At 70.8% G+C, this 25,895-nt stretch carries 21 protein-coding genes; 5 read left to right on the top strand and 16 right to left on the bottom strand.

What is annotated here, in order from left to right:
* The first annotated feature begins 24 nt into the window (after positions 1–24).
* Positions 25–390, top strand: a complete 366-nt coding sequence (locus ABZ172_RS08970) for an ATP-binding protein (protein WP_356881722.1) — start codon at positions 25–27, stop codon at positions 388–390.
* Between the two features lie 83 nt (positions 391–473).
* On the opposite strand, the gene dapC is transcribed toward ABZ172_RS08970, so the two are convergent.
* Both dapC and fdxA read right to left on the bottom strand, forming a co-directional pair.
* Positions 474–1,577 carry a succinyldiaminopimelate transaminase gene (gene dapC / locus ABZ172_RS08965; protein WP_356881720.1) on the bottom strand — a complete coding sequence of 368 codons (1,104 nt, stop codon included), beginning with the start codon at positions 1,575–1,577 and terminating at the stop codon, positions 474–476.
* Between the two features lie 98 nt (positions 1,578–1,675).
* Positions 1,676–1,996 carry a ferredoxin gene (gene fdxA, locus ABZ172_RS08960; RefSeq protein ID WP_014154250.1) on the bottom strand — a complete coding sequence of 107 codons (321 nt, stop codon included), beginning with the start codon at positions 1,994–1,996 and terminating at the stop codon, positions 1,676–1,678.
* A 117-nt stretch (positions 1,997–2,113) separates the two neighbouring features.
* Here fdxA and ABZ172_RS08955 point away from each other — a divergent pair, with 117 nt between their 5' ends.
* The 3 genes from ABZ172_RS08955 (at position 2,114) to ABZ172_RS08945 (ending at position 6,094) form a co-directional block, all read left to right on the top strand.
* Complete coding sequence (locus ABZ172_RS08955; RefSeq protein WP_356881718.1) at positions 2,114–3,115, top strand: GNAT family N-acetyltransferase; 1,002 nt, start codon at positions 2,114–2,116, stop codon at positions 3,113–3,115.
* Between the two features lie 30 nt (positions 3,116–3,145).
* Positions 3,146–3,997: a transglutaminase-like domain-containing protein gene (locus tag ABZ172_RS08950; protein ID WP_356881716.1), complete on the top strand. Its 852-nt coding sequence runs from the start codon at positions 3,146–3,148 to the stop codon at positions 3,995–3,997.
* Between the two features lie 309 nt (positions 3,998–4,306).
* Complete coding sequence (locus ABZ172_RS08945) at positions 4,307–6,094, top strand: coagulation factor 5/8 type domain-containing protein (RefSeq protein ID WP_356881714.1); 1,788 nt, start codon at positions 4,307–4,309, stop codon at positions 6,092–6,094.
* Positions 6,095–6,166: 72 nt separating this feature from the next.
* Here ABZ172_RS08945 and ABZ172_RS08940 read toward each other — a convergent pair whose 3' ends face one another.
* The 4 genes from ABZ172_RS08940 to ABZ172_RS08925 form a co-directional block, all read right to left on the bottom strand.
* Positions 6,167–8,164: a hypothetical protein gene (locus ABZ172_RS08940; protein ID WP_356881712.1), complete on the bottom strand. Its 1,998-nt coding sequence runs from the start codon at positions 8,162–8,164 to the stop codon at positions 6,167–6,169.
* Between the two features lie 175 nt (positions 8,165–8,339).
* Positions 8,340–8,801 (bottom strand): DUF6113 family protein, encoded by a 462-nt coding sequence (locus tag ABZ172_RS08935; protein WP_356881710.1) that lies wholly within the window; start codon positions 8,799–8,801, stop codon positions 8,340–8,342.
* A complete protein-coding gene (gene mshB, locus ABZ172_RS08930; protein ID WP_356881708.1) occupies positions 8,798–9,715 on the bottom strand; it encodes an N-acetyl-1-D-myo-inositol-2-amino-2-deoxy-alpha-D-glucopyranoside deacetylase in 918 nt (305 codons plus the stop codon). The genes ABZ172_RS08935 and mshB overlap by 4 nt, the downstream gene beginning before the upstream one ends.
* Before the next feature lie 71 nt (positions 9,716–9,786).
* Positions 9,787–9,981 (bottom strand): hypothetical protein, encoded by a 195-nt coding sequence (locus ABZ172_RS08925; protein WP_014154257.1) that lies wholly within the window; start codon positions 9,979–9,981, stop codon positions 9,787–9,789.
* 166 nt (positions 9,982–10,147) lie between these two features.
* Between ABZ172_RS08925 and ABZ172_RS08920 the strand changes: the two genes are divergently transcribed.
* Positions 10,148–12,274: an alpha/beta fold hydrolase gene (locus ABZ172_RS08920; RefSeq protein WP_356881706.1), complete on the top strand. Its 2,127-nt coding sequence runs from the start codon at positions 10,148–10,150 to the stop codon at positions 12,272–12,274.
* A gap of 1,329 nt (positions 12,275–13,603) precedes the next feature.
* Here ABZ172_RS08920 and ABZ172_RS08915 read toward each other — a convergent pair.
* From ABZ172_RS08915 to ABZ172_RS08870, 10 genes are all read right to left on the bottom strand, one after another.
* On the bottom strand, positions 13,604–14,788 hold the full coding sequence (locus ABZ172_RS08915; RefSeq protein WP_356881704.1) for a dipeptide ABC transporter ATP-binding protein: 1,185 nt from the start codon (positions 14,786–14,788) through the stop codon (positions 13,604–13,606).
* The gene (locus ABZ172_RS08910; protein ID WP_356881702.1) at positions 14,778–15,755 is read right to left on the bottom strand and encodes an ABC transporter ATP-binding protein; all 978 of its coding nucleotides are present in this window, start codon (positions 15,753–15,755) and stop codon (positions 14,778–14,780) included. Before ABZ172_RS08910 ends, ABZ172_RS08915 begins: the two co-directional genes overlap by 11 nt.
* A 13-nt stretch (positions 15,756–15,768) precedes the next feature.
* A complete protein-coding gene (locus tag ABZ172_RS08905; protein ID WP_356881700.1) occupies positions 15,769–16,761 on the bottom strand; it encodes an ABC transporter permease in 993 nt (330 codons plus the stop codon).
* Positions 16,754–17,677 (bottom strand): ABC transporter permease, encoded by a 924-nt coding sequence (locus ABZ172_RS08900; RefSeq protein ID WP_356881698.1) that lies wholly within the window; start codon positions 17,675–17,677, stop codon positions 16,754–16,756. The genes ABZ172_RS08905 and ABZ172_RS08900 overlap by 8 nt, the downstream gene beginning before the upstream one ends.
* A 242-nt stretch (positions 17,678–17,919) precedes the next feature.
* On the bottom strand, positions 17,920–19,548 hold the full coding sequence (locus ABZ172_RS08895; RefSeq protein ID WP_356881696.1) for an ABC transporter substrate-binding protein: 1,629 nt from the start codon (positions 19,546–19,548) through the stop codon (positions 17,920–17,922).
* 161 nt (positions 19,549–19,709) lie between these two features.
* A complete protein-coding gene (locus tag ABZ172_RS08890; RefSeq protein ID WP_356881694.1) occupies positions 19,710–20,852 on the bottom strand; it encodes a dipeptide ABC transporter ATP-binding protein in 1,143 nt (380 codons plus the stop codon).
* The gene (locus tag ABZ172_RS08885; protein ID WP_356881692.1) at positions 20,845–21,903 is read right to left on the bottom strand and encodes an ABC transporter ATP-binding protein; all 1,059 of its coding nucleotides are present in this window, start codon (positions 21,901–21,903) and stop codon (positions 20,845–20,847) included. Before ABZ172_RS08885 ends, ABZ172_RS08890 begins: the two co-directional genes overlap by 8 nt.
* 11 nt (positions 21,904–21,914) lie before the next feature.
* Positions 21,915–22,856 (bottom strand): ABC transporter permease, encoded by a 942-nt coding sequence (locus ABZ172_RS08880; RefSeq protein ID WP_356881689.1) that lies wholly within the window; start codon positions 22,854–22,856, stop codon positions 21,915–21,917.
* Positions 22,849–23,778 (bottom strand): ABC transporter permease, encoded by a 930-nt coding sequence (locus ABZ172_RS08875; protein WP_356881687.1) that lies wholly within the window; start codon positions 23,776–23,778, stop codon positions 22,849–22,851. Before ABZ172_RS08875 ends, ABZ172_RS08880 begins: the two co-directional genes overlap by 8 nt.
* Positions 23,779–23,900: 122 nt before the next feature.
* Positions 23,901–25,529 carry an ABC transporter substrate-binding protein gene (locus ABZ172_RS08870; RefSeq protein WP_356881685.1) on the bottom strand — a complete coding sequence of 543 codons (1,629 nt, stop codon included), beginning with the start codon at positions 25,527–25,529 and terminating at the stop codon, positions 23,901–23,903.
* Positions 25,530–25,895: the final 366 nt, after the last annotated feature.

The raw sequence follows: 25,895 nt of genomic DNA, 5'->3' as shown, positions 1-25,895 counted from the left end.
TGACGTCCCCGCCGAAGGAGCATCATGTCCCTCCCCCTGACCCGTCGGATCGCCCGTGCCGCGCTGCTGATCGCCGCAGGTGCGGCCCCCGTGGTCGGCGCGGCCGGTACGGCGGGCGCCGCGGGACTCCCGCAGACCCCCGCCCTCGGCGGCCTGACCTCGCTCGACGGCGCGGGCCTGAGCAGCACGCTGGACTCCGGTGCCAAGCAGGGCTCGCAGGTGGCGAACGAGACCGGCGGCAAGGTGGTCGGCACGACCCTCCCCGCCGCCGGCAAGACCCTGCAGACCGCCGGTGACGCGGCCGCGGACGGCGAGCTGACGGACGACGCCCTGCCGACCAAGAACCTGCCGACCGAGGGGCTGCCCACGCAGGGCCTGCCGATCGGCTGATCCGCCGGACCGCGCGCGGCACGCACGCGCGAAGGCGCCCCGGGAGTACGCACTCCCGGGGCGCCTCGGCATGTCCGCGCCCGTCAGGACAGCCGGGCGACCGCCGCGTCCACCCGCTCGTCCGAGGCCGTCAGCGCGACCCGTACGAAGCGGTCTCCGGCCGGTCCGTAGAAGTCGCCCGGCGCCACCAGGACGCCCAGCCCGGCGAGGTGCTCCACGGTCTCCCAGCACGGTTCGTCGCGGGTGGCCCAGAGGTAGAGGCTCGCCTCGCTGTGCTCGATCCGGAAGCCGTGGGCCTCCAGCGCCGCCCGCAGGACGGTGCGCCGCCGCGCGTACCGCGCCCGCTGCCGGGCCACGTGCGCGTCGTCGCCCAGCGCCGCGACCGTGGCCGCCTGGACCGGGGCCGGCGTCATCATGCCGCCGTGCTTGCGGATCTGCAGCAGTTCGCCGAGGACGGCCGCGTCACCCGCGACGAAGGCCGCGCGGTAACCGGCGAGGTTGGAGCGCTTGGAGAGCGAGTGGACGGCGACGACGCCCTCGTACGTCCCGCCGCAGACGTCCGCGTGGAGCACGGACACCGGCTCGGCCTCCCAGCCGAGCTCCAGGTAGCACTCGTCGCTGACGACCAGCACCCCGTGCTCGCGCGCCCAGGCCACGATCCGGGTCAGCTCGTCCTTCGGCAGGACGCGGCCCGTCGGGTTGGACGGCGAGTTGAGCCAGAGCAGCTTCAGGCCCTCGGGGTCCAGCTCCGTCGGGTCGTCGTAGACGACGGACTCGGCGCCGCAGAGCCGCGCGCCGACCTCGTAGGTCGGGTAGGCGAGCCGGGGGTGGGCCACCCGGTCGCCCGCGCCGAGACCGAGCTGGGTCGGCAGCCAGGCGACGAACTCCTTGGAGCCGACGACGGGCAGCACGTTCGCGTGGGTCACGTCCACCGCGCCGAGCCTGCGCTCCACCCAGCCGGTCAGGGCGTCCCGCAGCGCCCCGGTCCCCCACACCGTCGGATACCCGGGGCTGTCCGCCGCCGCGATCAGCGCCTGCTGGATCAGCTCGGGCACCGGGTCGACGGGGGTGCCGACCGACAGGTCCACGATGCCGTCCGGATGGGCCGCGGCCGTCGCCTTGAAGGGCGCGAGCCTGTCCCAGGGGAAGACCGGGAGACGGGAGGAGACGGGAACTGCTTCGGACACGGAACTCTGCTTTCTCGTACGGGTGCGGGGCGGCCGGAAACACCTCGGTCCCGCACGGTGACAAGCCGTACGGGACCGGGCGGCGCTGGTGGTGCCGCCTACTGGTTCTGCGGCGGCAGCGCGGCGATGAACGCGTGGTCGCGCTCGATCAGGCCCAGCTTGGAGGCGCCGCCCGGTGAGCCGAGGTCGTCGAAGAACTCGACGTTCGCCTTGTAGTAGTCCTTCCACTCCTCCGGGGTGTCGTCCTCGTAGAAGATCGCCTCGACCGGGCAGACCGGCTCGCAGGCTCCGCAGTCGACGCACTCGTCCGGATGGATGTACAAGGACCGTGAGCCCTCGTAGATGCAGTCGACGGGGCACTCTTCGATGCAGGCCTTGTCCTTCACGTCGACACAAGGCTGCGCGATGACGTAGGTCACGCTGTCGTTCCTCCTCGGTAGGGCGTTGGCTCTCGCGCGGGAGCGCGGCGTCGTCGATGCCCGCCCCTAGTATCTCCGTTCCGGGGCACGATCCGAACAGGAGGGGCAGAGAGAGCTGTGGAATTCACCATGGGCGGACGGCTCGAAGTTCGCATAACGCCCGCTGACGTGGGAAAACGGGTGTCCGTGCGACGCGCCGTCGACACCCCGGGCGAGAACGCGAAGTTCACCGACACGATCGGGGTTCTCACATCGTGGGACGAGGGTGTGCTCTCGGTCACCACGAGGAGCGGCGAGAGCGTCCGGATCGCGGAGTCCTCGCTGGTGGCGGGCAAGGTGGTGCCCCCGGCGCCGGCGCGCCGCCGCGGCCCCGCGGCCTCCTTCGGCGAGCTCGCCCCGGTCACCGCGCGCGCCTGGCAGCCCGTGGAGAGCGAACTCCTGGGCGGCTGGCGGCTGCGCGCGGCCGGCGGTTTCACCCGCCGCGCCAACTCCGTGCTGCCGCTCGGCGATCCGGGCCTCCCGCTCGGTGAGGCGCTCGGGCGTGTCCGGCACTGGTACGCGGAACGCGGCCTGCCCGCCCGCGTCCAGGCCGCGACGGGCGCCGAGGGCACCCAGGAGCGGCTCTGCGCGGACCTGGAGGCCCACGGATGGCGGCGCGAGGTGACGGCCGAGGTGCGCGTCGCCCCGCTGGCCCCGGTCGGCGACCTGGCCGCGGACGTCTCCGCGGTGCGGACGGCCCGGCGGCCGGACGCGGCGTGGCTCGCCCGGTACCAGCGCGCCGGGACGCCGGGACCGCACGTCCTGGAGGTCCTGGGCAGCGGCCCCTCGGTATGGTTCGCCTCCGTACCGGGCGACGGTCCGTCAGGGGCTCCGGCCGCGATCGGACGGTGCGTGGTGGACGGCCGCTGGGCGGGGTTCATGGCGGTCGAGGTGGCACCGGAGCACCGGCGCCGCGGCCTGGCCACCGCCGTCATGGCGGCGCTGGCCCGCACGGCGCTGGAGGAGGGCGCATCGGCCGCCTGGCTCCAGGTGGAGTCCGACAACGACGGTGCCCGTGCGCTGTACGACCGCATGGGCTTCGCCCCCCACCACCGCTACCACCACTTCCGGTCCGCGTAGCGCAGACAGCAGCAGGGACACGTGGCACACATGAGCGCCGAGGACCCGGGAACGGCAGAACGACGGCGGCGGTTCGCCGAGGAGGCGCGCGCCGAACGGCCTGACCTCGCCCTGCTCTGCCTGCTGCTGGGCGCAGAGGCCTCCCCGCCGTCGCCCGGCACCGCCGATCCGTACGGCGTCGACGCGGCGCAGATCGAGCTGGACCGGCTGGCGGGGCTCCTCCCCCACGGCATCCGCGACGCCCGCGCCTGGGCGTCCGCGCTGGCCGAACTCCTGGGCGGACGGAACGGTTTCGCGGGGTCGCCGCAGGACTACCAGCGGCTGGACTCGTCGGTCCTCCAGCAGGTCCTGCGGCGGCGCGGAGGACTGCCCATCCTGCTGTCCGTGGTCTGGATCGAGGTGGCGCGGAGGGCCGGGGCGCCCGTCTACGGGGTGGCCCTGCCGGGCCACTTCGTGGTCGGCTTCGGCGATCCGGCCGAGCGGGTGCTGGCGGATCCGTTCGCCGGTGGCGCCCCGATGAGCGGTGAGGACGCGAAGCTGATGGTGGCGGGGGCGACCGGCGTCCCGCTGGAGGCGTCGATGCTGGTGCCCGCCCGGCCGCTGGAGACGGTGCTGCGGATCCTCAACAACGTCCGGGCCTGGGCGGCGGCACGCCCGGAGCGCACGGACGTGGCCCTGTGGGCGCTCGAACTCTCCCTGCTGCTGCCCTCGCACCCGGCGGCGCTCCGCTACGAGCGGGCCCAGCTCCTGGTGCAGCGCGGGGAGTTCCTGCGGGGCGCGGCGGAGATGGAGACGTACGCGGAGATCGTCGACGGTATCGAGCCGGCGGCGGCCGAGGAGATCCGCCGCCGCGCCCGGGCGGCCAGGGCCCTGCTGAACTGACCGGGTCCGGCGGGCACGGCGGGCACCGCCCCGGCGGACACGCGGGTGCGGGGCCGGTCACGGCGGTCACGGCGGACGGGCCGATCCGCCACCCTGTGAACGCACGGGACGGGTGATCCGGAACAGATCGGGCCAATCGGCGCGCGTACGGCGTCAGAGGTTGCCCGTATCGCGGTCTCCGGAGCCTCCTGGCGCACACCTATTGACGTGTCCAGGCTGAGAGCGGTTACATCGGCGAGACGAGAGAGCGCTCTCTCACTCTTTCGAGGTTCCGTCGTGCCCCACACCACGACCCAGGAGACGTCATCCATGCAAGTTCCCCCCACGAATCCCGCGGCCCCCACCGCACCCCGCCGCCGTCGCTCCCGGACGCTCGGGGTCGCCGCTCTCGCCGTTTCGCTGCTCATGGCCTTCCCGACCGCCCAGTCGGCGTTCGGCGACGAGGCCCAGGAGGTGCCCGGCGGGGGTGACCTCGGCCCCAACGTGCTGGTCTTCGACCCGTCGACGCCGGACATCCAGGGCAAGGTCGACGAGATCTTCGAGAAGCAGGAGTCCGCGCAGTTCGGCAGCGACCGCTACGCGCTGATGTTCAAGCCGGGCACCTACGACAACATCAACGCCCAGATCGGCTTCTACACCTCCATCGCGGGCCTCGGACTCAAGCCCGACGACACGACGTTCAACGGGGACGTCACCGTCGACGCGGGCTGGTTCGACGGCAACGCCACCCAGAACTTCTGGCGTTCGGCCGAGAACCTCGCCCTCAACCCCGTCAACGGCACCAACCGCTGGGCCGTCTCCCAGGCCGCCCCGTTCCGCCGCATGCACGTCAAGGGCGGGCTCAACCTGGCACCCGACGGCTACGGATGGGCGAGCGGCGGCTACATCGCCGACAGCAAGATCGACGGCCAGGTCAGCCCCTACTCGCAGCAGCAGTGGTACACCCGCGACAGCTCCATCGGCGGCTGGGGCAACGGCGTCTGGAACATGACCTTCTCCGGTGTGGAGGGCGCCCCCGCCCAGAGCTTCCCCGAGCCGCCCTACACCACCCTGGACACCACCCCGGTCTCCCGCGAGAAGCCCTTCCTCTACCTCGACGGCGACGCCTACAAGGTCTTCGTCCCCGCCAAGCGCACCGACGCGCGCGGTGTCTCCTGGAACGGCACCCCGCAGGGCGAGTCCCTCCCCCTGGACCAGTTCTACGTCGTGAAGCCCGGGGCGACCGCCCAGACCATCAACGCGGCTGTGGAGCAGGGCCTGCACCTGCTGTTCACCCCGGGCGTCTACCACGTCGACGAGCCCATCCGGATCGACCGGGCGAACACCGTCGCGCTCGGCCTCGGCCTCGCCACGATCATCCCGGACAACGGGGTGACCGCGATCAAGGTCGGTGACGTGGACGGCGTCAAGCTCGCCGGACTCCTCGTCGACGCCGGTCCGGTCAACTCCGAGACGCTCGTCGAGGTCGGCCCCGACGGCGCGTCGGGCGACCACGCGGCCAACCCGACCAGCCTCCAGGACGTGTTCGTCCGCATCGGCGGAGCCGGCCCCGGCAAGGCGACCACCAGCATCGTCGTCAACAGCGACGACACGATCATCGACCACACCTGGGTCTGGCGCGCCGACCACGGGGACGGGGTCGGCTGGGAGACCAACCGGGCCGACTACGGCGTCCACGTCAAGGGCGACGACGTGCTGGCCACCGGGCTGTTCGTCGAGCACTTCAACAAGTACGACGTCCAGTGGTCCGGCGAGAACGGCAGGACGATCTTCTTCCAGAACGAGAAGGCGTACGACGCCCCCGACCAGGCCGCCATCCAGAACGGCGACATCAAGGGCTACGCCGGCTACAAGGTCGACGACTCCGTGACCACCCACGAGGGCTGGGGCATGGGCAGTTACTGCTTCTTCAACGTCGATCCGACCATCCGTCAGCAGCACGGCTTCCAGGCCCCGGTGAAACCCGGGGTGAAGTTCCACGACCTGATCGTCGTGTCCCTGGGCGGCCAGGGACAGTACGACCACGTCATCAACGACACCGGGTCACCCACGTCGGGCACCTCCACCGTGCCCTCCCAGGTGGTCTCCTTCCCGTAGGGACGGGAGAAGGCGCCACCCCCGTCCGGAGGTCCGGACGGGGGTGGCGCCTTTCACGGGTCCGCGGGCCGGTCAGCCCTCGCCGCTCAGGTCGATCGCCACGGTGCGCTCGGCGGGTGTCCTGCCGAGCAGGGCGCCCTGCATGGCCTGGGCCACGTCGGTCGAGCTGACCTGGTGCTTCGTCCCGTCGCCCTTGGTGATCATGATTCCGTCGAAGACACCGTCGAGCAGGGTGTCGATCGCCTTCCGGTCGTAGACCGGGATCAGCTTCCCGTCGACCGGCTTCATGGACAGGATCTGCGGCAGGGACCGGGCGGGGCCGAAGTCGATCGACTTGGGCCCGGCCTTGATGGTGATCAGCCCGGACATCGCGGGCTCGGCGAACTCCTTCATCGCCCGGTCCAGTTCGGCCTGGGTGATGGTGGGCTCGGAGGCCGCGACGGGCAGTTCGACGACGGCCGGCCGGCCGGTCTGGACCTGCGCGCGATAGGCGTCGCGCACGGAGATCATCGAACGGTTGACGTCCAGCGCGTCGCCCGACCTGCCCGGGACGGGCACGGCCTTGTTCGGCTCGAACCTGATCGTGCCGTCGTTGGAGGCGCCCGCGGTCCCCGCCAGGTCCGTCAGCGCGACGCCGAGCTTCTCCTCGTCGACCGGGATCACCGGGTCGGCGGGGCGCGCCCCGCCGAACAGGGAACCGATCACCGACACCGGGTTGTAGTCGCTGCCCGCGGCGCCGCGGACCGTCTCCTGGCTGTCCAGGGTGAGGCCGGCCTTGTCCGGGGAGAGCTCCTGCTCCTTGCCGTCCACGGACAGCCGCAGCGGGGCCTGGGCCCGCTCGCCGAGGGCGGCGTCGAGCTTGCTGACGGCCTGCTCCTTCGTGCCGCCGCCGATGTCGACGCCGAGCACGGTGGTGCCCTTGGGGACCTCGGAGTGGTTCATCAGCAGACCGGCGCCGTAGGCCACACCGCACAGCACGACGACTCCCGCGCCCAGCAGGACCGTCTTGGACCGGCCCTTCCTGGCGGGGGGCGCCGGCTTCGGCGCGGGCCTGGGGGCGGCCGCCTGGGCACCCGTGCCCCCCGGCCGTCCGCCCTCGGGCGGCCGGATCGCTCCGGGGCCGCCGGGGAACGCCGAGCGGGGCTCCCCCGGGACGACGGGGATGCCGCTGGTCAGCGTGTCACCGGAGACGTTCCCGCCCGGCCCGGGGGCCGGTGCGGGCGCCTGCGGCGTCAGGATCGCGGTGTCGTCGGACATCCGCGGAGGGGTGCCGCCGGGACCGGACGGCCCTCCGGCGGGCGTCCGGCCGGCCAGCCGGTCCAGGTCCGGTGTCAGGGACGAAGTCCCGGTGACCGGACCGGTGGTGGGGCCGGAAGGATCCTGCGGCCGCGGACCGGGCGCGGGGCGCGGACCGCCGTCGAGGTCGTCCAGCGCGCTGCGCCCCGGACGGGGGGCGCCGCCCCGGTCGCCGGGCTGCTGCGGACCGTCCGAGAAGTACGGCGCGTCCGCACGGGGCGCCGCCGGGCGGCCCGCGCCGGGAGGACCGCCGGCGGAGGGCCCGCCGGGGCCGGGCGCTCCCGGGCCCGGAGCCGCACCGGGCGCCGGGGCCGGCGCCTTGCGCGGGGCGAACCAGTCGCTGCCGCTCTTCTCCTTGGCGGGCCTCTCGGCCGGGGGCTCCGCCGCGGGTCCGCCGTCCCGTGCGGCCGGGCCGGGCCCGGCGGCCCCGCCCGGGGCCGGCCCGGACGCGCCGGGGCGCGGCGTGCCGCCGGTCCGCTCGGAGGCGGGGCGCCCGCCGGACGGGTCCGTCTCGCTCATCGGCGTACGCATGACCACGGGCGGGATCGGACGCGAGCCCGGGATGTTGATCCGGATCCGCGTCGTCAGCGTCGTCTCGGTTCTGGGCTCCTCGGGCCGAGGCGGATCCACAGGCTCCGGAGTCTCCTCCGGCCCGTCCTGGGACGGGTGCAGCGACGGGTACTGGCGTGATCCGTACGGCGGCGTACCCGACGGGTACGCGGCTCCTCCGCGCCCCTGGGGCCCGGACGACGAACTGTCAGTTTCACGACTCAAAGCAGGTTCTCCCGATTGGCTCCGCCGCCCGTACTTCCCCCGTGCCGCAGGCCAGGGGACGGCTCGGCGCGCGCACCACCATACTGGCCGCCACCGTAAGACTTTCCGCGTCCGGGGGGAACAAGGATGCACCCGTCACGGCGCGGAGAGGCAATCCGGAGGCGGATATACCACATCACCCGCCGGGTCGGCCGGTGTCGTCGGCCGGACGGGGCAGCCGCGACATCGTGGCACAGATCACAGCCACGACCATCCCTCCGAGCATGAAGAGCGCCAGGCCGAGCGCCTGTCCGAAAACGTAGTCGCCCTCGGGCCGCCCGCCGAGCAGGGCCATCACGGCGAGGAACCAGCCCACCGCCGGTACCAGCGCGCCGAGCTGGGTCCGGGTCAGCACCCGGCCGCCGTAGAACAGCCCCGCCGACGCGGCGAGCGCGAGGAGCAACCCGCCCGGGAACAGGGCCGCCTGGACGAGGGCGCCCGCGAGCCCGACGGCCGCGCCCAGGACCGCGAGACCGGCGTACAGCGGGATCCGCCGGGGGTCGGGCCGCGCCGCCGGACCGTACGCCTCGGGGATCCTGGGCGGGGCGTTGGTGCGCGGCGACTGCGACGAGGCGCGCGGCCTCTGCCTGCCGCTCATGACCGTGCTCCCGGTGCGGTGCCGGTGTCCGGCACGCCCGCGAAGAGGTCGTGCTCCCGGGCGGCGTCCCGCCCGCCCGGGGCGCCGCGCACCAACTCGTAGTACTCGGTGGTGAACACGGGCTGGCCCAGGTCGTTCGAAAGAGCGAAGAACGGTCCGTCGACGGCGATCTGGGTGGCGTGCGCGCGCATGGCGGCGGTCTTCGCCGCGGCGTGGGCCGCGCCGTCGATCTCCGTGGTGATCACGGAGTCGTCCACGACTCCGGGGACGTCGTCGACCGCGGCGATCCCGGGGAAGGCGTCGGGCGCGGTGTCCCGCAGCAGGGCGAAGGCCTCCTCGGCCACCGTGCGGGGCACCCGGTTCCAGTAGATCTTGGCGACGGTGTGCGGGGCTCCCGCGCCGGCGTCGTGGGCGGGGTCGGCGGCCAGGTCCGCCGCGCGCATCGCGACGCGGTGCGCCTGGATGTGGTCGGGGTGGCCGTAGCCGCCGTCGGGGTCGTACGTGACGAGGACCTGGGGGCGCAGGGAGCGGATCACCCCGACGAGGTGGCCGGCCGCCTCGTCGAGGTCGGCGGCCCAGAAGGCGCCGGGCCGGTGGTTCTGCTCGGTGCCGGTCATCCCGGAGTCGCGGTAGCGGCCGGGGCCGCCCAGGAACCGGTGGTCGGTGACCCCGAGCTCCCGCATCGCGGCGGCGAGTTCGCCGACGCGGTGGTCGCCCAGGCCGCCGTCCCGGTCCGCCGCGAGGTGGGCGAGGCCCGGCGGGATGACCTCGCCCTCCTCGCCGAGGGTGCACGTCACCAGGGCGACGTGGGCGCCCTCGGCGACGTACCTGGCCATGGTGGCGCCGTTGTTGATCGACTCGTCGTCGGGGTGCGCGTGCACCAGGAGCAGACGGCGGGCGGGAAGGTCCTTCATGGGACCACCCTACGAGCCGGCCGCTCCCGGCGCCGCGCGCCCCACGCTGTCGCGGGCGCCCGCCGGGCCCGTCAGAACTTGATCCCCCCGATCATGCCTGCCACGTTCGACGTCACCTCCGAGATGGTCGGGGCGATCGACGAGCTCGCGAGGTAGAACCCGAGCAGCATGCAGACCACCGCGTGTCCGCCCTTGAGTCCGGATTTCCGGATCAGCAGGAAGACGACGATCGCCAGCAGCACCACCGCCGAAATCGAGAGTGCCACGGCGGTTCACCTCCATCAGTACGGTCGGGACGGGCAGCACACATGGAGCCAGCAGGTTCTTACCCACCGAGCGCTACGGATCATAACTATCCGTGCCATCGCATTGATCGGGGCACAGCAGCACGAGGGGCGCACGGACCGGCGGGGGCGGGCTAGGTTCGGAGCCATGACCTCGCAGAAGCTGTCTTTTCCTCGCCAGCACGCCCGCACCCAGAGGTTCACTCTCGGCGCACCCCGGGCCTTCACCGTCTCACCGGATGGGACGCGGGTGGTGTTCCTCAGGTCGGCTTCCGGGGACGACCGGACGACCCGCCTCCTGGTGCTGGACACCGGGACCGGTGCGGAGCGCGTCGCCGCCGATCCGGACGCCCTGCTGGGCGGTTCGGCGGAGAGGCTGTCGGCGCAGGAGAGGGCGCGGCGGGAGCGGGTCAGGGACGGGTCCGCGGGCATCGTGGGCTACGCGGTGGACGACGCCGTGGAGTTGGCGGCCTTCGCGCTCTCCGGCACCGCGTACGTCGCCGAGCTGCGGGCGGGCACCGCGCGCGCCCTGCCGGTGGCGGGCCCGGTGATCGACCCGCGCCCCTCCCCCGACGGCCGGCACGTCGCCTACGTCTCGCGCGGGGCGCTGCGGGTCGTGGGGGCGGAGGGTGACGGCGACCGGCCGCTCGCGGAGCCGGAGGGGCCCCATGTCTCGTACGGTGTGGCGGAGTTCGTCGCGGCCGAGGAGATGAGCCGCTACCGCGGTTTCTGGTGGTCGCCGGACTCGGACCGCCTGCTGGTCGCCCGGGTCGACGACAGCGCCGTACAGCGGTGGTGGATCGCCGATCCGGCGCACCCCGGGACCCGGCCGGCGGAGGTGGGCTACCCGGCGGCGGGGACCGCCGACGCCGAGGTGCGGCTCTTCCTGACGGATCTGGAGGGGGCCCGCACCGAGGTGGTCTGGGACCGCTCCCGCTTCCCCTACCTGGCCCGGGCGCACTGGTCGGCGCACGGCGCGCCGCTGCTCCTGGTGCAGGCCCGCGACCAGCGCAGTCAGCGGTACCTGGCCGTCGACACGGAGAGCGGGGCGACCCGCACGGTGCACGTCGACGAGGACGAGGTCTGGCTCGACCTCTTCTCCGGGGTGCCCGCCTGGGCGCCCGACGGGCAGCTGGTGCGCATCGCCGACGAGGGGGGCGCGCGGGTGCTCTCGGTCGGCGGGCGGCCGCTGACCGGCGGCCGGCTGCACGTGCAGGCGGTGCTGGACATCGGGGAGTCGGACATCCTGGTGCGGGCGACCGCGGGCGAGGACGCGCCGGACCCCGAGACGGGGCAGAGCCATGTGTACCGGGTCAACGAGCTGGGCGTGGAGCGGGTCAGCGAGGGCGCCGGGGTGCACTCCGCGGTGCGGGCGGGGGGTGTCACGGTCCTCGTGTCGGCCTCCCTGGACCAGCCGGGGACCACCGTCCAGGTGCTGCGGGACGGTGCGCGGATCGCATCCGTGGCCGATCTCGCCCAGGAGCCGGTCCTGACCGCGAAGGTCCGCCTGACCGAGGGGGGCGCACGGCGGATCCCGTGCGCCGTGCTGCTTCCGACCGGATACCGGGAGTCGGACGGTCCGCTTCCGGTCCTGATGGACCCCTACGGCGGTCCGCACGGCCGCCGGGTGGTCGCCGTCCAGCGTGCGCACCTCACGTCCCAGTGGTTCGCGGACCAGGGTTTCGCCGTGGTGGTCGCCGACGGCCGGGGCGCGCCGGGCCGTTCGCCCGGCTGGGAGAAGGCGGTGCGGGACGACTTCACGCTCGCGCTGGACGACCAGGTCGAGGCGCTGCACGCGCTGGCGGGGCGGTTCCCGCTGGACCTGTCGAAGGTGGCGATCCGCGGCTGGTCCTTCGGCGGTTATCTGTCGGCGCTCGCGGTGCTGCGCCGTCCGGACGTCTTCCACGCGGCCGTCGTGGGCGCCCCGGTGGCGGACTGGCGGCTGTACGACACCCACTACACCGAGCGCTGCCTCGGCGATCCGGCCGAGCAGCCCGAGGTGTACGCCCGCAACTCCCTGGTGACCGACGCGGGTCTGTCCGAACCGGCCGACGTGGTGCGGCCGATGATGATCGTCCACGGTCTGGCCGACGACAACGTGGTGGTCGCCCACGCCCTGCGGCTCTCCTCGGCCCTGCTGTCCGCCGGGCGTCCGCACGAGGTGCTGCCGCTGAGCGGGGTGACGCACATGACCCCGCAGGAGCAGGTGGCCGAGAACCTGCTGCTGTTCCAGGTGGACTTCCTGCGGCGGTCCCTGGGCCTGCCCCGGCCGTAGGCGCTCCCGCCCGGGCGGGAGCGCGGTGTCACCAGCCGGGCGGCGGGGACGAGGGCGGCGGTGGGGAAGGGTACCCGCCGCCGGTCTGCGGGTAGCCGTAGCCGGGGCCGCCGGTCTGCGGGTAGCCGTACCCGGGCGCGCCGCCCTGCGGGTAGCCGTAGCCGGACGCGCCGCCCTGCGGGGCGCCGTGGCCGCCGTACCCCCGGTCCCGCTCGTCGGTGGTCTCGAAGCCCCGGCGGGCCAGCACCGCCAGCGCCGTCGCCCCCGCGAGGGCGAACAGGAAGGAGGTGAAGCATGACGAGCCGCTGCTCGGTCTCCGCCTCCCCGAAGTGCCGCAGCCAGTCGTTGTGGACGGCCCGGGCGATCCCGCAGCCGCCGGAGACCAGCAGGAGTCCGGCGGCGGTCATCCCCAGCGGCCGGGAGTGGACGGCACGGAAGAGCGCGGTCCAGGCCACCACCAGGCAGATCACCCCGAGCGCCGCACCGCTCCAGCCCGGCGGGGCGGCGGTCAGCCCGAGCGTGAGGACCTCACCCCCGACGTACCAGGCGGGGTACACCTCGTCGGGCAGCGTGAACAGCTGCCGGACCTCCCAGGCGATCAGTACGGCTCCCGAGGCCCCGAGCACCAGGAACGCCGTGACGCCCGCGCCCCGGCCGGGCCGGGTGGGCAGCCGCTCGTACAGGTCCTCGGACCGTCTGCGGCCGGCGGTCCCGGTGACGACGAGCGCGAGGCAGGCGGCGAGGGTGACGAAGGTGCCGATCAGGGCGCGGGTGCGGAGCTCGTCGCCGAAGCGTTCGCCTGTCCAGGACGAGCCGATGGTCCAGACGCCCGGAAGCCGCAGGACGAACGTGACCAGTCCGGTGACGACCAGGGTGGACGCCGCCACCGAGGAGCGCAGCGCGGCGGCCAGGGCGAGGAGGTGGACGACGAGCAGGACCGGATCGGCCTGCAGGGTGGCGGGCAGCTCCTCCGGCCGGCCGTCGGTGTAGCCCGCCCAGTGGCGCAGCAGGGCGGACGGGTCTCCGACGGCGCGGAGGTCCCGCACGATCCAGGCGGCGACAAGGGCCGCGAGCACGGCGCACAGCACCGCTCCGGTGATTCTGGCTCCCCGTGTGAGTATCACCTCAGCGATACTCCACCGCGGTCCGCCGATGGACAAGGGGACCTCCGGTGAGGGAGGGGAACGGGTAACCGGCCGGGGCGACGTGTGGTCGCCCCGGCCGGTTCACGGCACCCGCACGGCCGTACGTTCTCCAGAGTGGGGTGTCCGTATATCGGTACGACGACGGACGAGTTGCCTGTGTGTTAACGAACCCCGGGCCTGTTCCTCACTCCCCGTCACCCGGCGGCTGGGGACCGGAGTCCGGGGTGTCCTCGGGCGTCCCGCCCGGTCCCTCCGGCGGCACCACGCGCTTCTCCTCGGCGAAGTGGCACGCCGAGTCGTGCCGGGCCGGGGTCTGCGTGTCCCGGAAGACCGCGGGCACCGCCAGCAGCGGCACCTCCATAGCGCACCGTTCCTGGGCCTTCCAGCAGCGGGTGCGGAAGCGGCATCCCGACGGGATGTTCGCCGGGGAGGGCACGTCGCCGTGCAGGATGATCCGTTCGCGCTGCCTGCGGGCGGTGGGGTCGGGCACCGGGACCGCCGACAGCAGGGCCTGGGTGTAGGGGTGCGTCGGGTGGTCGTAGATCTCCTGGTCCGTGCCGATCTCGACGATCCGGCCGAGGTACATGACGCCGACCCGGTCCGAGATGTGCCGGACGATCGACAGGTCGTGCGCGATGAACACGAAGCTCAGGCTGAACTCGGCCTGCAGACGGTCCAGCAGGTTGACGACCTGGGCCTGCACCGACACGTCGAGCGCGGAGACCGGCTCGTCGGCGACGATGATCTCCGGGTTGAGCGCGAGGCCGCGGGCGATCCCGATGCGCTGGCGCTGGCCGCCGGAGAACTGGTGCGGATAGCGGTTGATGTACTCCGGGTTGAGACCGACGACGTCCAGCAGGTCCTGGACCTTCTGCCGGCGGCTCCCCTTGGGCGCCACCTCGGGGTGGATCTCGTACGGCTCCCCGATGATGTCGCCGACCGTCATGCGCGGGTTCAGCGAGGTGTACGGGTCCTGGAACACCATCTGGATGTTGCGGCGCACGGCCTTCAGCGCCCGCCCGGACAGCCGGGTGACGTCCTCCCCCTTGTACCGGATCACTCCCCCGGTCGGAGGCTCCAGATTCACCAGCATCTTCGCCACGGTCGACTTGCCGCAGCCGGACTCCCCCACGATGCCGAGCGTCTCGCCCGCCGCCAGGTCGAAGTCCACCCCGTCGACCGCTTTGACCGCGCCGACCTGCTTCTTGAAGAGGATGCCCCGGGTCAGCGGGTAGTGCTTGACCAGTCCGCGCACCTCCAGGATCGGGTCGCCCTCGGCGTACGGCCGGGTGCGGTCCGCCTCCCGCGCCTCGGAGAGCAGGGTGGAGCCCCCCGCGGCGCCGCCGCGCCCCGCGTCGTCAGCGTGCATCGAGCGTCTCCTTCCAGAAGTGGCAGGCGCTCCGGCGGTTCTCGTCCACGGTGTAGAGCGGCGGCACGTCGGTCCGGCACACGGCCTGGGCCATCGGGCAGCGCGGGTGGAAGGCGCAGCCGGGCGGGATGTGGAGCAGGTTGGGCGGCAGGCCCTTGATCGCGTAGAGCTCCTGGCCCTTCTGGTCCAGGCGCGGGATCGACCGGAGCAGGCCCTTGGTGTACGGGTGGGCGGGGGCCGCGTAGATCTCGTGGACGGGCGAGGTCTCGACGATCCGGCCGGCGTACATGACCGCGATCTTGTCGGCGACGTCGGCGACCACGCCGAGGTCGTGGGTGATCAGGATCAGGCCCATGTTGAGCTCCCGCTGGAGCTCCGCCAGGAGGTCCATCACCTGGGCCTGCACGGTCACGTCCAGGGCGGTGGTGGGTTCGTCGGCGATGATCAGCGAGGGTTCGAGCGCCATGGCCATCGCGATCATGATGCGCTGGCGCATACCGCCGGAGAACTGGTGGGGGAAGTCGCCGACGCGTTCCCGGGCCGCCGGGATGCGCACCCGGTCCATGAGCTCGATGGCCTTGTTCCTGGCGTCGCCCCGGGACATCCCGCGGTGCACGACGAACATCTCGCCGAGCTGCTGCCCGACGCTGAGCACCGGGTTCAGCGAGGACAGCGCGTCCTGGAAGATCATGGCCATCTCCTGGCCGCGGATCCGGCGGCGCTCGTCGGCCTTGAGCGTGAGGAGGTCGCGGTCCTTGAACAGGATCTCGCCGCCGCTGATCTTCCCGGGCGGTGTGTCGAGGATGCCCATGACCGCCTGGGCGGTGACCGACTTGCCCGAGCCGGACTCCCCCAGGACGGCGAGGGTCTCGCCCTCGGCCACCGAGTAGTTGACCCCGTTGACGGCCTTGGCGACCCCGTCCCGGGTGTGGAACTCCACGTGCAGATCGCGCACTTCGAGCAACATGGCAGCGGACTCCTCAGCGCAGCTTGGGATCGAGGGCGTCGCGCACCGCGTCGCCGAGCATGATGAAGGCGAGCACGGTGACGGCCAGCGCACCGGCGGGCCAGAGCAGCATGTGCGGCGCGTTGCGGACGTACGCGGAAGCGGCCGAGATGTCGATGCCCCAGGAGACGGCCGGCGGTTTCAGACCGACCCCGAGGTACGAGAGGGTCGCCTCCAGCGAGATGTACGTGCCCAGGGCGATGGTCGCGACGACGATGACCGGCGCGACGGCGTTGGGCAGGATGTGCCGCAGCATCATCCGCGGGTTGGAGGCCCCCAGCGCCCTGGCCGCCTGGACGTAGTCGTTCTGTTTGGCGGTGATGACCGAGCCGCGTGCGATGCGCGCGATCTGGGGCCAGCCCAGCAGCACGATGAAGCCGATCACCGGCCAGACGGTGGAGCTGGTGACGACGGACAGGAAGACCAGGCCGCCGAGGACCACGGGGATGCCGAAGAAGACGTCCGTGATGCGGGAGAGCACGGCGTCCCATCCCTTGCCGAAGAATCCGGCGAGGCCGCCCAGCACCCCGCCGAGCAGTGAGACCCCGAGAGTGGAGAGGACGCCGACGGCCACCGAGGTCCGGGCGCCGTAGACGGTGCGGGTGTAGACGTCGCAGCCCTGGCCGTCGAAGCCGAAGGGGTGGCCCGGCTGGGAGCCCTCCTGGGCCTTCGCCAGGTCGCAGTCGAGCGGGTCCTGGTCGGCGATCAGCGACGGCCAGATCGAGATGACCACCAGGAACAGGATGACCAGTGCGGAGACGATGAAGACCGGGTTGCGGCGCAGGTCGCGCCAGGCGTCGGACCAGAGGCTGCGCGGCTTGCCCGCCGGCCCGGTGCCCTCGGGGCCGCCGGGCGTCCGCTCCAGGGTGGTGCCCTCCTCCACCGCGAGGTCCATGGCCCCGCCCGCGCCCGCCCCGGAGATCGCTCCGCTGCCCGTCGTCTCGTCCCACGGCTGCTGCTCAGGCATAGCGGATCCTCGGGTCGAGTACGGCGTACAGGAGGTCGACGATCAGGTTCGCGGCCAGGAAGACCAGGACCAGGACGGTGACGAACCCGACGACGGTCTGGGAGTTCTGGCGGAGGATGCCCTGGTAGAGCTGGTAGCCGACTCCGTGGATGTTGAAGATGCGCTCGGTGACGATCGCTCCGCCCATCAGGGCTCCCACGTCCGTGCCGATGAAGGTGACGACGGGGATGAGGGAGTTGCGCAGCAGGTGCCGCACGACCACCCGGCGCCGGGGCAGGCCCTTGGCCACGGCGGTGCGGACGTAGTCGGCGCGGGCGTTCTCGGCGATCGAGGTCCGGGTGAGCCGGGTGACGTAGGCCAGGGACACCGAGGCCAGCACGAGGCCGGGGACGATGAGCTCGTCGACCGGTGCCTCCGGCGAGACGGACGGCTTGATGATGCCCCACTCCACGCCCAGCAGGAGCTGGAGCAGGAGGCCGGTGACAAAGGTGGGCACGGCGATGACGACCAGGGTCAGGACGAGCACCGAGGTGTCGACGGGCCGGCCGCGGCGCAGCCCGGTCACCACGCCGAGGCTGATGCCGATGACGATCTCGAACACGATCGCGACGACGGTGAGCCGGATGGTGATGGGGAAGGCCGTGGCCATCAGCTCCGTGACCTTCTGCCCGTTGAACGCGGTGCCGAAGTCGCCGGTGAAGATGTTGCCCATGTAGGTCAGGTACTGCTGCCAGACGGGCTGGTCGAGGCCGAATTCGGTGCGCAGCCGGGCGGCGGTCGCGGGGTCGCACTGGCGGTCGCCGCAGAGGCCCGCGATGGGGTCGCCCATCACGTTCACCATGAGGAAGATCAGCAGCGTGGTGCCGAAGAACACGGGGATCATCTGCAGCAGCCGCCGGATCACATAACGTCCCATGTGGGGCTCCGGAGGTCGGGGGTGTCTGGTCGGTCGGGCCGGATCGGGGCGCGGGGTCCGGTGCCGTGCGGCGCGGGGCGGAGGGGGCGGCGCGGGGCGTCGTCGGCCGCCGGCCGTGCCACGCGGTGCGGTGCCGGGGCACGCTCCCCGGCCCGGCCGGCAGGACAGCTCCCGGGCGGGCGGGCGGGGACCGGAAGGCCGGGGCGGGTGCGGTGTGCCGCACCGGCCCCGGCCTCAGCGGGTCACTTGACCTTGATCTGGTCGTACACCGGGACGCTGAAGGGGTTCAGCGAGACGTTCTCGACCCGGTCCGAGTAGCCGGCGCTGCCGTTCTGGTACCAGAGCGGGATGACGGGCATCTGCTCGACGAGGACCTTCTCGGCGTCCTGGAAGGTGCTGACGGCCGTGGCCTTGTCGCTCTCGGCGTTGGCCTTGTCGATCAGGCCGTCGAACTTCTTGTCGCTCCACTTCCCGTCGTTGGACGGGGCGTTGGTGTAGTAGAGCGGCTGGAGGAAGTTCTGGATCAGCGGGTAGTCCATCTGCCAGCCCGCGCGCCAGGCGCCGGTGAGCTTCTGGGTGGACACCTGGCTGCGGAAGTCGGCGAAGGTGCCGACGGGAGCGCCGACGCACGCCTTGTTGTTGCCCATGACGTTGTTGATGCTGTTGCAGACCGCGTCGACCCACTCCTTGTGGGAGCCGGTGTCGGCGTTGTACGAGATCTTGAGCTGGCCGCCGGGGATGCCGCCGCCCTCCTCGATCAGCTTCTTGGCCTGCGCCTTGTCGTAGTCGCACGCCGAGCCGCACAGGCCCTTCTTGAAGCCGCCGTCGGCGCCGAGGACCGGTGAGGTCCAGTCGGAGGCCGGGGTGCGGGTCTTCTGGAAGATCTGGCTGGTGATCTGGTCGCGGTTGATCGCCATCGACAGGCCCTGGCGGACCTTGATCGCGCCGGGTGTGCTCCAGGCCTTCTCGTAGAACGGGAAGGCGAGCGTCTGGATGATGCCGGCGGGGGTGTTGATGTACCGGTTCCCCAGGTCCGCCTTGACGTTCTTGAGCTGCGAGGCCGGCACGTCGTCGACCAGGTCGAGGTTGCCCGCGGTCAGGTCGGTGTAGGCGGTGTTGTTGTCCGTGTAGACCTTGAGGTCGATGCCGCCGTTCTGCGCCTTGTCCGCGCCCGGGTAGCCGTCCCAGCGGCGCAGGTTCATCGACGAGCCCTTGGCGTACTGGTCGATGGTGTACGGGCCGTTGCCGACCGGCTTGGACAGCCAGGCCTGGTGGTCGGTGTAGAAGGTCTTGGGCAGCGGCACGAAGGCGGCGTAGCCGAGGGTGTCGGGCCAGAGCGAGAACTTCTGCGACAGCTTGACCGTGAACGTCGTGCCGTTGACCACCTTGAGGCCGGAGAGGGTGTCGGCGGTGGCGGAGCCCGACTCGGGGTGGACCTTGTCGTAGCCGTCGATGTACTGGAAGAAGTAGGCGTTCTTCTGGTTGTTCCTGAGGGCGGCGCCGTAGTTCCAGGCGTCCACGAAGGACTTCGCGGTGACCTTCTCGCCGTTGCTGAAGGTCCAGTTGTCCTTGATCGTGACCGTGAAGTTCTGCGAGTCCGTCGAGTCGATCTTCTGGGCGATCTCGTTCTTCGCCTCCCCCGTCTTGGGGTCGTAGCGCACGAGTCCCCGGAAGACCATGTCCAGGACCTTGCCGCCCTGGACCTCGTTGGTGTTCGCCGGCTCCAGCGGGTTCTGCGGGTCCCCCCAGGAGGAGCTCACGATCCCGTCCGCGCCGCCGCCACCACTGCCGCCCCCGCCGCCGCAGGCCGTGGCCGTCAGGGCGACGACGACGGCACAAGCGGCCCACCTGGCCTGTGTGGCTCCGCGCATGGAGTGCCTCCTAGGGTTCCTTGAGTGCTCAATGCCTCATATCACCCCATATGACACGTCGTCGCATGTCGGCCTACGCCGTACGCCGTACGGGGCCGCCGGGACGCGAGGACGCCCGGCCCCCGAGGGGGGCCGGGCGTCCTCGTCGGTCGGATCAGGAGCTACGCCGCGTGCACGACGTCCTTCTCCTCGGCGAAGTGGCATGCCGACTCGTGCGCGGCGGGCGTCGGCGAGGCCTTGAAGCGCTCGGGGATCGCCAGCAGCGGCACATCGGTGGCGCACTTGTCCTCGGCCTTCCAGCACCGGGTGCGGAAGCGGCAGCCCGACGGCGGGTTCGCCGGCGAGGGGACGTCACCGGAGAGGATGATCCGCTCGCGGCCCTCACGGGCGTCCGGGTCCGGGACCGGGACCGCCGACAGCAGCGCCTGGGTGTAGGGGTGCGTCGGGTGGTCGTAGATCTGCGTGTCCGTACCGATCTCGGCCATCTTGCCGAGGTACATGACGCCGACCCGGTCCGAGATGTGCCGGACGATCGACAGGTCGTGCGCGATGAAGAGGTAGGAGAGGTTGAACTCGTCCTGGAGCTTCTCCATCAGGTTGATGACCTGGGCCTGCACCGACACGTCGAGCGCGGAGACCGGCTCGTCGCAGATGATGATCTCCGGGTTGAGCGCGAGGCCGCGGGCGATGCCGATGCGCTGGCGCTGACCGCCGGAGAACTGGTGCGGGTACCGGTTGATGTACTCCGGGTTCAGACCGACGACGTCCAGCAGGTCCTGCACCTTGCGGCGCCGCTCGCCCTTCGGGGCCACCTCGGGGTGGATCTCGAAGGTCTCCCCGATGATGTCGCCGACCGTCATGCGCGGGTTCAGCGAGGTGTACGGGTCCTGGAACACCATCTGGATGTTGCGGCGCACGGCCTTCAGCGCGCGGCCGGACAGCTTGGTGATGTCCTGGCCCTTGTAGAAGACCTCGCCCGCGGTGGCCCGCTCCAGCGTCATGAGGAGCTTGGCGACGGTGGACTTGCCGCAGCCGGACTCGCCCACGATGCCGAGCGTCTCGCCCTGGTAGAGGTCGAACGAGATGCCGTCCACGGCCTTGACCGCGCCGACCTGCTTCTTGAACAGGATGCCCTGGGTCAGCGGGAAGTGCTTGACCAGGTTGCGCACCTGGAGGATCGGCTCGCCCTGCGACACCGGGGCGTCGAGGGCGGCCACGGCCTCCGTCCCGGTGACCGCGTTGACCGCCGCCACTTCGGTGACGTTCGGGGTGGCGTCCACGGACTCCTTGCCGAGCTCAGCCATGGATCGTCTCCTTCCAGAAGTGGCAGGCGCTGCCGCGGCCGACCAGCTCGGTGCCGTCCTGCTCGGTCACCGGGCGCAGCGCCGGGATGTCCGTACGGCAGATGTCCTGCGCCATCGTGCAGCGCGGGTTGAAGGCGCAGCCGGACGGCACGTGCAGCAGGTTGGGCGGCAGGCCCTTGATCGCGTAGAGCTCCTGGCCCTTCTGGTCCAGGCGCGGGATCGACTCCAGCAGACCCTTGGTGTACGGGTGCGCCGGGCGCTTGTAGATCTCGTGGACCGGTGCGGTCTCGACGATCCGGCCCGCGTACATCACGGCGATCTTGTCCGCGACGTCGGCGACCACGCCGAGGTCGTGGGTGATCAGGATCAGACCCATGTTGAAGTCGCGCTGGAGCTCCGCGAGCAGGTCCATGACCTGGGCCTGGACGGTCACGTCGAGCGCCGTGGTGGGCTCGTCCGCGATGATCAGGTCGGGCTCCAGGGCGAGCGCCATGGCGATCATGATGCGCTGGCGCATACCGCCGGAGAACTGGTGCGGGTAGTCGTTGACCCGCTCCTTGGCCGCCGGGATGCGCACCCGGTCCATCAGCGCGATGGCCTTGGCCTTGGCCTCCTTCTTGGAGAGGCCCTGGTGCACGCGGAACATCTCGCCGAGCTGGTAGCCCACGGAGAGCACCGGGTTCAGCGAGGAGAGCGCGTCCTGGAAGATCATCGCGATCTTCCGGCCGCGGATCTTCCGTCGCTCCTCGTTGGACATGGTGAGCATGTCCTGGCCGCGGAAGAGGATCTCCCCCTTCGGGATGCGACCGGGGGGCATGTCCAGGATGCCCATGATCGCCTGGGCGGTCACGGACTTGCCGGAGCCAGACTCGCCGAGCACGGCGAGGGTCTCGCCCGCGCGGACGCTGTAGTTCACGCCGTTCACGGCCTTGGCCACGCCGTCGCGGGTGTGGAACTCCACGTGCAGGTCGCGGACTTCGAGCAGCGGACCGCTCTCGTCGGCGGAACCGCGCGGAGCGGGGGCATCCGCCGTCTTGTCGATGATGGTCATGTACGCCTCCCTCAGCGCAGCTTGGGGTCGAGGGCGTTGCGCACCGCATCGCCGAGCATGATGAACGCCAGGACGGTGATCGACACCATGACCGACGGGATGATCAGGACGAACGCGGCGTTGCGCAGCTGCTCCTGGCCGGAGGAGATGTCGACACCCCACGACACGGTCGGCTCGGCGAGGCCGATGCCCAGGAAGGACAGCGTGGCCTCGGCCGAGATGTAGCCGCCGAGCGCGATGGTCGCGACCACGATCACCGGTGCGATCGCGTTGGGCAGGATGTGACGGAGCAGGATGCGGGTGGTCGAGGCGCCGAGGGCCTTGGCCGCCATCACGTAGTCGGCCTGCTTGATCGTCAGGACGGAACCGCGCGCGACACGGGCGATCTGGGTCCAGCCGAGGAAGGCCAGGGCCAGGATGACGACCCAGATCTTGCGCTCCTCGAACGAGGTCAGGACGACCATCGCGCCGAGGATGAACGGGACACCGAAGAAGATGTCGGTAACCCGGGAGAGCAAGGTGTCGATCCAGCCGCCGAAGTATCCGGCGAGCATGCCGACCACGGTGCCCAGGATCGTGACGAGGGCGGTGACGACCAGCGCAACGGTGATCGAGGCACGGGCGCCGTACACGACACGCGCGTAGATCGAACGCCCCTGGACGTCGTACCCGAACCAGTCCTCCTCGAAGAAGTTCCCCCACTTGGGCTTCTGGAGGTAGTGGTGGGCGAGGTCCGCATACCGCGGGTCGGCGCTGGTGAACAGACCGGGGAAGATCGACATCACGAGCAGGAAAGCGATCAGGATCGCCGAGACGACGAACAGCGGACTGCGCCGCAGATCGTGCCAGGCGTCCGACCACAGGCTGCGGGGCTTGCCCACCTGTGCGGCGGGAGCTGGGTCACCGGTCTCGACCAGCTCATATGCGGTGGCTTCCTTGAGCGCCTCAGGCATAACGGATCCTCGGGTCCAGGACCGCGTAGAGCAGGTCGACGAGCAGACTGGTGACGAGATACACGATGACAATCAGGGTCACGATGCCGACGACCGTGGCGCCTTCACGGTGCTGCAGAGCTCCGAAAACGGCCCGGCCGACACCCTGGACGTTGAAGATGCCCTCGGTGACCACCGCCCCTCCGAGCAGCGCGCCGAGGTCGGTACCGAGGAAGGTGACGACAGGGATCATGGAGTTGCGCATCAGGTGGACACCGACGACGCGTCGACGCGGCAGGCCCTTGGCCACCGCGGTGCGTATGTAGTCGGAGCGCAGGTTTTCCGCGACCGAGGTGCGGGTCAACCGCGCGACGTAGGCGAGTGAGAGCGATCCGAGGACGACGGCGGGAAGAAACAGTTCGCTCCAGTTGCCCTCTGGACTCACGTTGGGGCTGATCCAGCCGAGCTTATGGGCGAACAGGTGCTGGGCGAGGAAGCCCAGAACGAAAGAGGGAACCGAGATGAGCAGGAGAGTGATGAACAACAGACCCCGGTCCCGCAGAGCATCTGCTTTCAGGCCGGCGAACACGCCCATGGATATGCCGACGACCACGGTGAAGACGAAGGCAAACAGAGCCAGTCGAATGGTCACCGGGAGCGCATCCGAAATGGTGTCGGCCACCGGACGGCCACTGGCGATCTCTGTGCCGAAGTCACCCTGGAACAGGTTCACGAGGTAGTTCCAGTACTGGTGCCAGAGCGGCAGGTCGAGACCGAGCTCCTTCTTCATTTCCGCGATCTGCGTCGGGTCGACGGTCTGTTCGCCGGCGAGCGCGCGCACGGGGTCTCCGGGCAGCGCGTACATCATGGCGAAGACCAGGGCGGTCGAACCGAGGAAGACCGGGATCATCTGGAGCAGTCGCCGCGCGACGTAACGCCCCATGTTTGCCTCCGATTAGGGATAAAGCAGCCCAGGGGCCGCCCTCCGGATACGGAGAGCGGCCCCCCGGGACCTACTGCCTGGTGTGGGCGGCTGATGGCCGAGTGGGGGCCCTCAGGCGTGTGTTACTTGGCGACCGTGACGTCGGTGATGTTGTAGTCACCGTGGAAGTCGACGGTCACGTTGTCGACGGCCTTGGAGTACCCACCGTTGGTCTTGTACTCCCAGAGCGGGATCGCCGGCATCTTCTCGAGGACCAGCTTCTCGGCGTCCTGGTAGGCCTTGATCGACTCCTCGAGGGACGCCGCGTTGTCGCCCTTCTTGAAGGCCGCGTCGACCCCCTTGTCGGAGAACCGGCCGTTGTTGGCCTCGGCGGTGGTGCCGTACAGCTCCCGCATGAAGTTGACGTTCAGCGGGTAGTCGGCGACCCAGCCACCGCGGTACATCGCCTTGACCTGGTCGTTGTCACGCGCCTCCAGGTCGGTCTGGAAGTCCGGCTTGGCGTCCGGCACGCAGTCGACCCCGGTGGAGTTGCGGATGGACTCGCAGACCGCGGTCACCCACTCCTTGTGGCCGCCGTCGGCGTTGTACTGGATCCAGATCTTGTTCTCCGGGACGCCGCCGCCCTCGGTCACGAGCTTCTTGGCCTTCGCCGGGTCGAACTTGAACACGTCGGTGCCCAGGTCCTGGTTTCCGGCGACGCCCGGGGGCGTGAAGCTGGTGGCGGGCTTGCGGGTGCCGTTGAGCACGGTCTTGGTGATCGTGTCGCGGTCGATCGCCATCGACAGACCCTGGAGGACCTTCGGGTCGATGTCCTTGAAGGTCTTCGAGTAGAAGGTCGGGACGAGCGACTGGATGGCCGCGTACGGCTGGTCGATCGCGCGGTCACCGAGGTCGGACTTGTACTTCGGCAGGTCGCGGGGGCCGACCTGGCGGATCATGTCCAGGTTGCCGGAGAGGAGGTCCTGGTACGCGGCCTCGACGGTGGCGTAGTTCTTGAAGAGGACACCCTTGTTCTTGGCCTTGTTCGGACCCTGGTAGTCAGGGTTGGCCTTGACCCGGATGAGCTTCTTGTGGTCCCACTTCTCGAAGACGTAGGGACCGTTGCCGACCGGGGCCTGACCGAACGCCTTGGTGTCCTTGTAGAACACCTCCGGCAGCGGCGCGAAGGTCGCGTAGCCGAGCTTGTACTCGTAGTACGGCACCGGGTTGTTGAGCTCGATGGTGAAGGTGGTGTCGTCGACCGCCTTCAGACCGGACATCTCGGTGGCCTTCGGGTCGCCCTTCTCGGGGTGGACGTCCGCGTAGCCCTTGATGTCCTCGAACCAGAACGCGTTCTGCTGGGCGTTCTTGACGTTCGCGTACCAGTTCCACGCCTTGATGTACGACTCGGACGTGACCGGGGTGCCGTCGTGGAACTTCCAGCCGGGCTTCAGCTTGACGGTCCACGTCTTGTTGTCGTCCGACTTCACGGACTCGGCGTTCGTGTAGACGATCTTGCCGTCCGCATCGAAGTCGAGCAGCTGGGTGAAGAGCGACTGGATGACGTAGCTGCCGAGCGATTCGTTCGTGTCCGCCGGGATCAGCGGCTTCTGCGGCTCGCCGACGTCGATGGAGACGTAGCCCGCCGGCTTGCCCTTCTCCTTGGAAGCGGAGTTGCCGCTGTCGTCACTGTCGCCCCCGCCACAGGCGGTCGCGGCCAGGGCGATGATTGCCGCTCCCGCGACCCACTTGGCGCTCTTGGCACCGCGCATGGGTTTCCTCCTCATGAGTCCACTTTTGACTGCGAGAGGGGCACTGGAGAGATCCACCGACACCCCTGACGGCGATCGTTTTCAGTGCCCCGAGTGTGCTCGTGAGTCCGCACTCCCCACAGTGCGCCGACCCATTGACCCGAGCTCAATGGAGCCAACTATTAAGGAACGACGGGCTGTAAACCACACTTAAAGGGTCTCGGTTTGACAACATCAGGAAGCCTCGGCTGCCCGAAATCCGGACAAACTGATCCCAGACAGACACCCCCGAAACGGACCGTTAACACATGTTCCGGAGAGCGGAGCACGATATGCGGACACGTCGGTCAGGAAAACCGGTTGACGAAAGGTCCGGGCCCCCACAGT

Source organism: Streptomyces sp. NPDC006296 (genome assembly GCF_040613235.1).
GTDB lineage: Bacteria > Actinomycetota > Actinomycetes > Streptomycetales > Streptomycetaceae > Streptomyces.
This window is presented reverse-complemented; position numbering and strand designations above follow the sequence as displayed.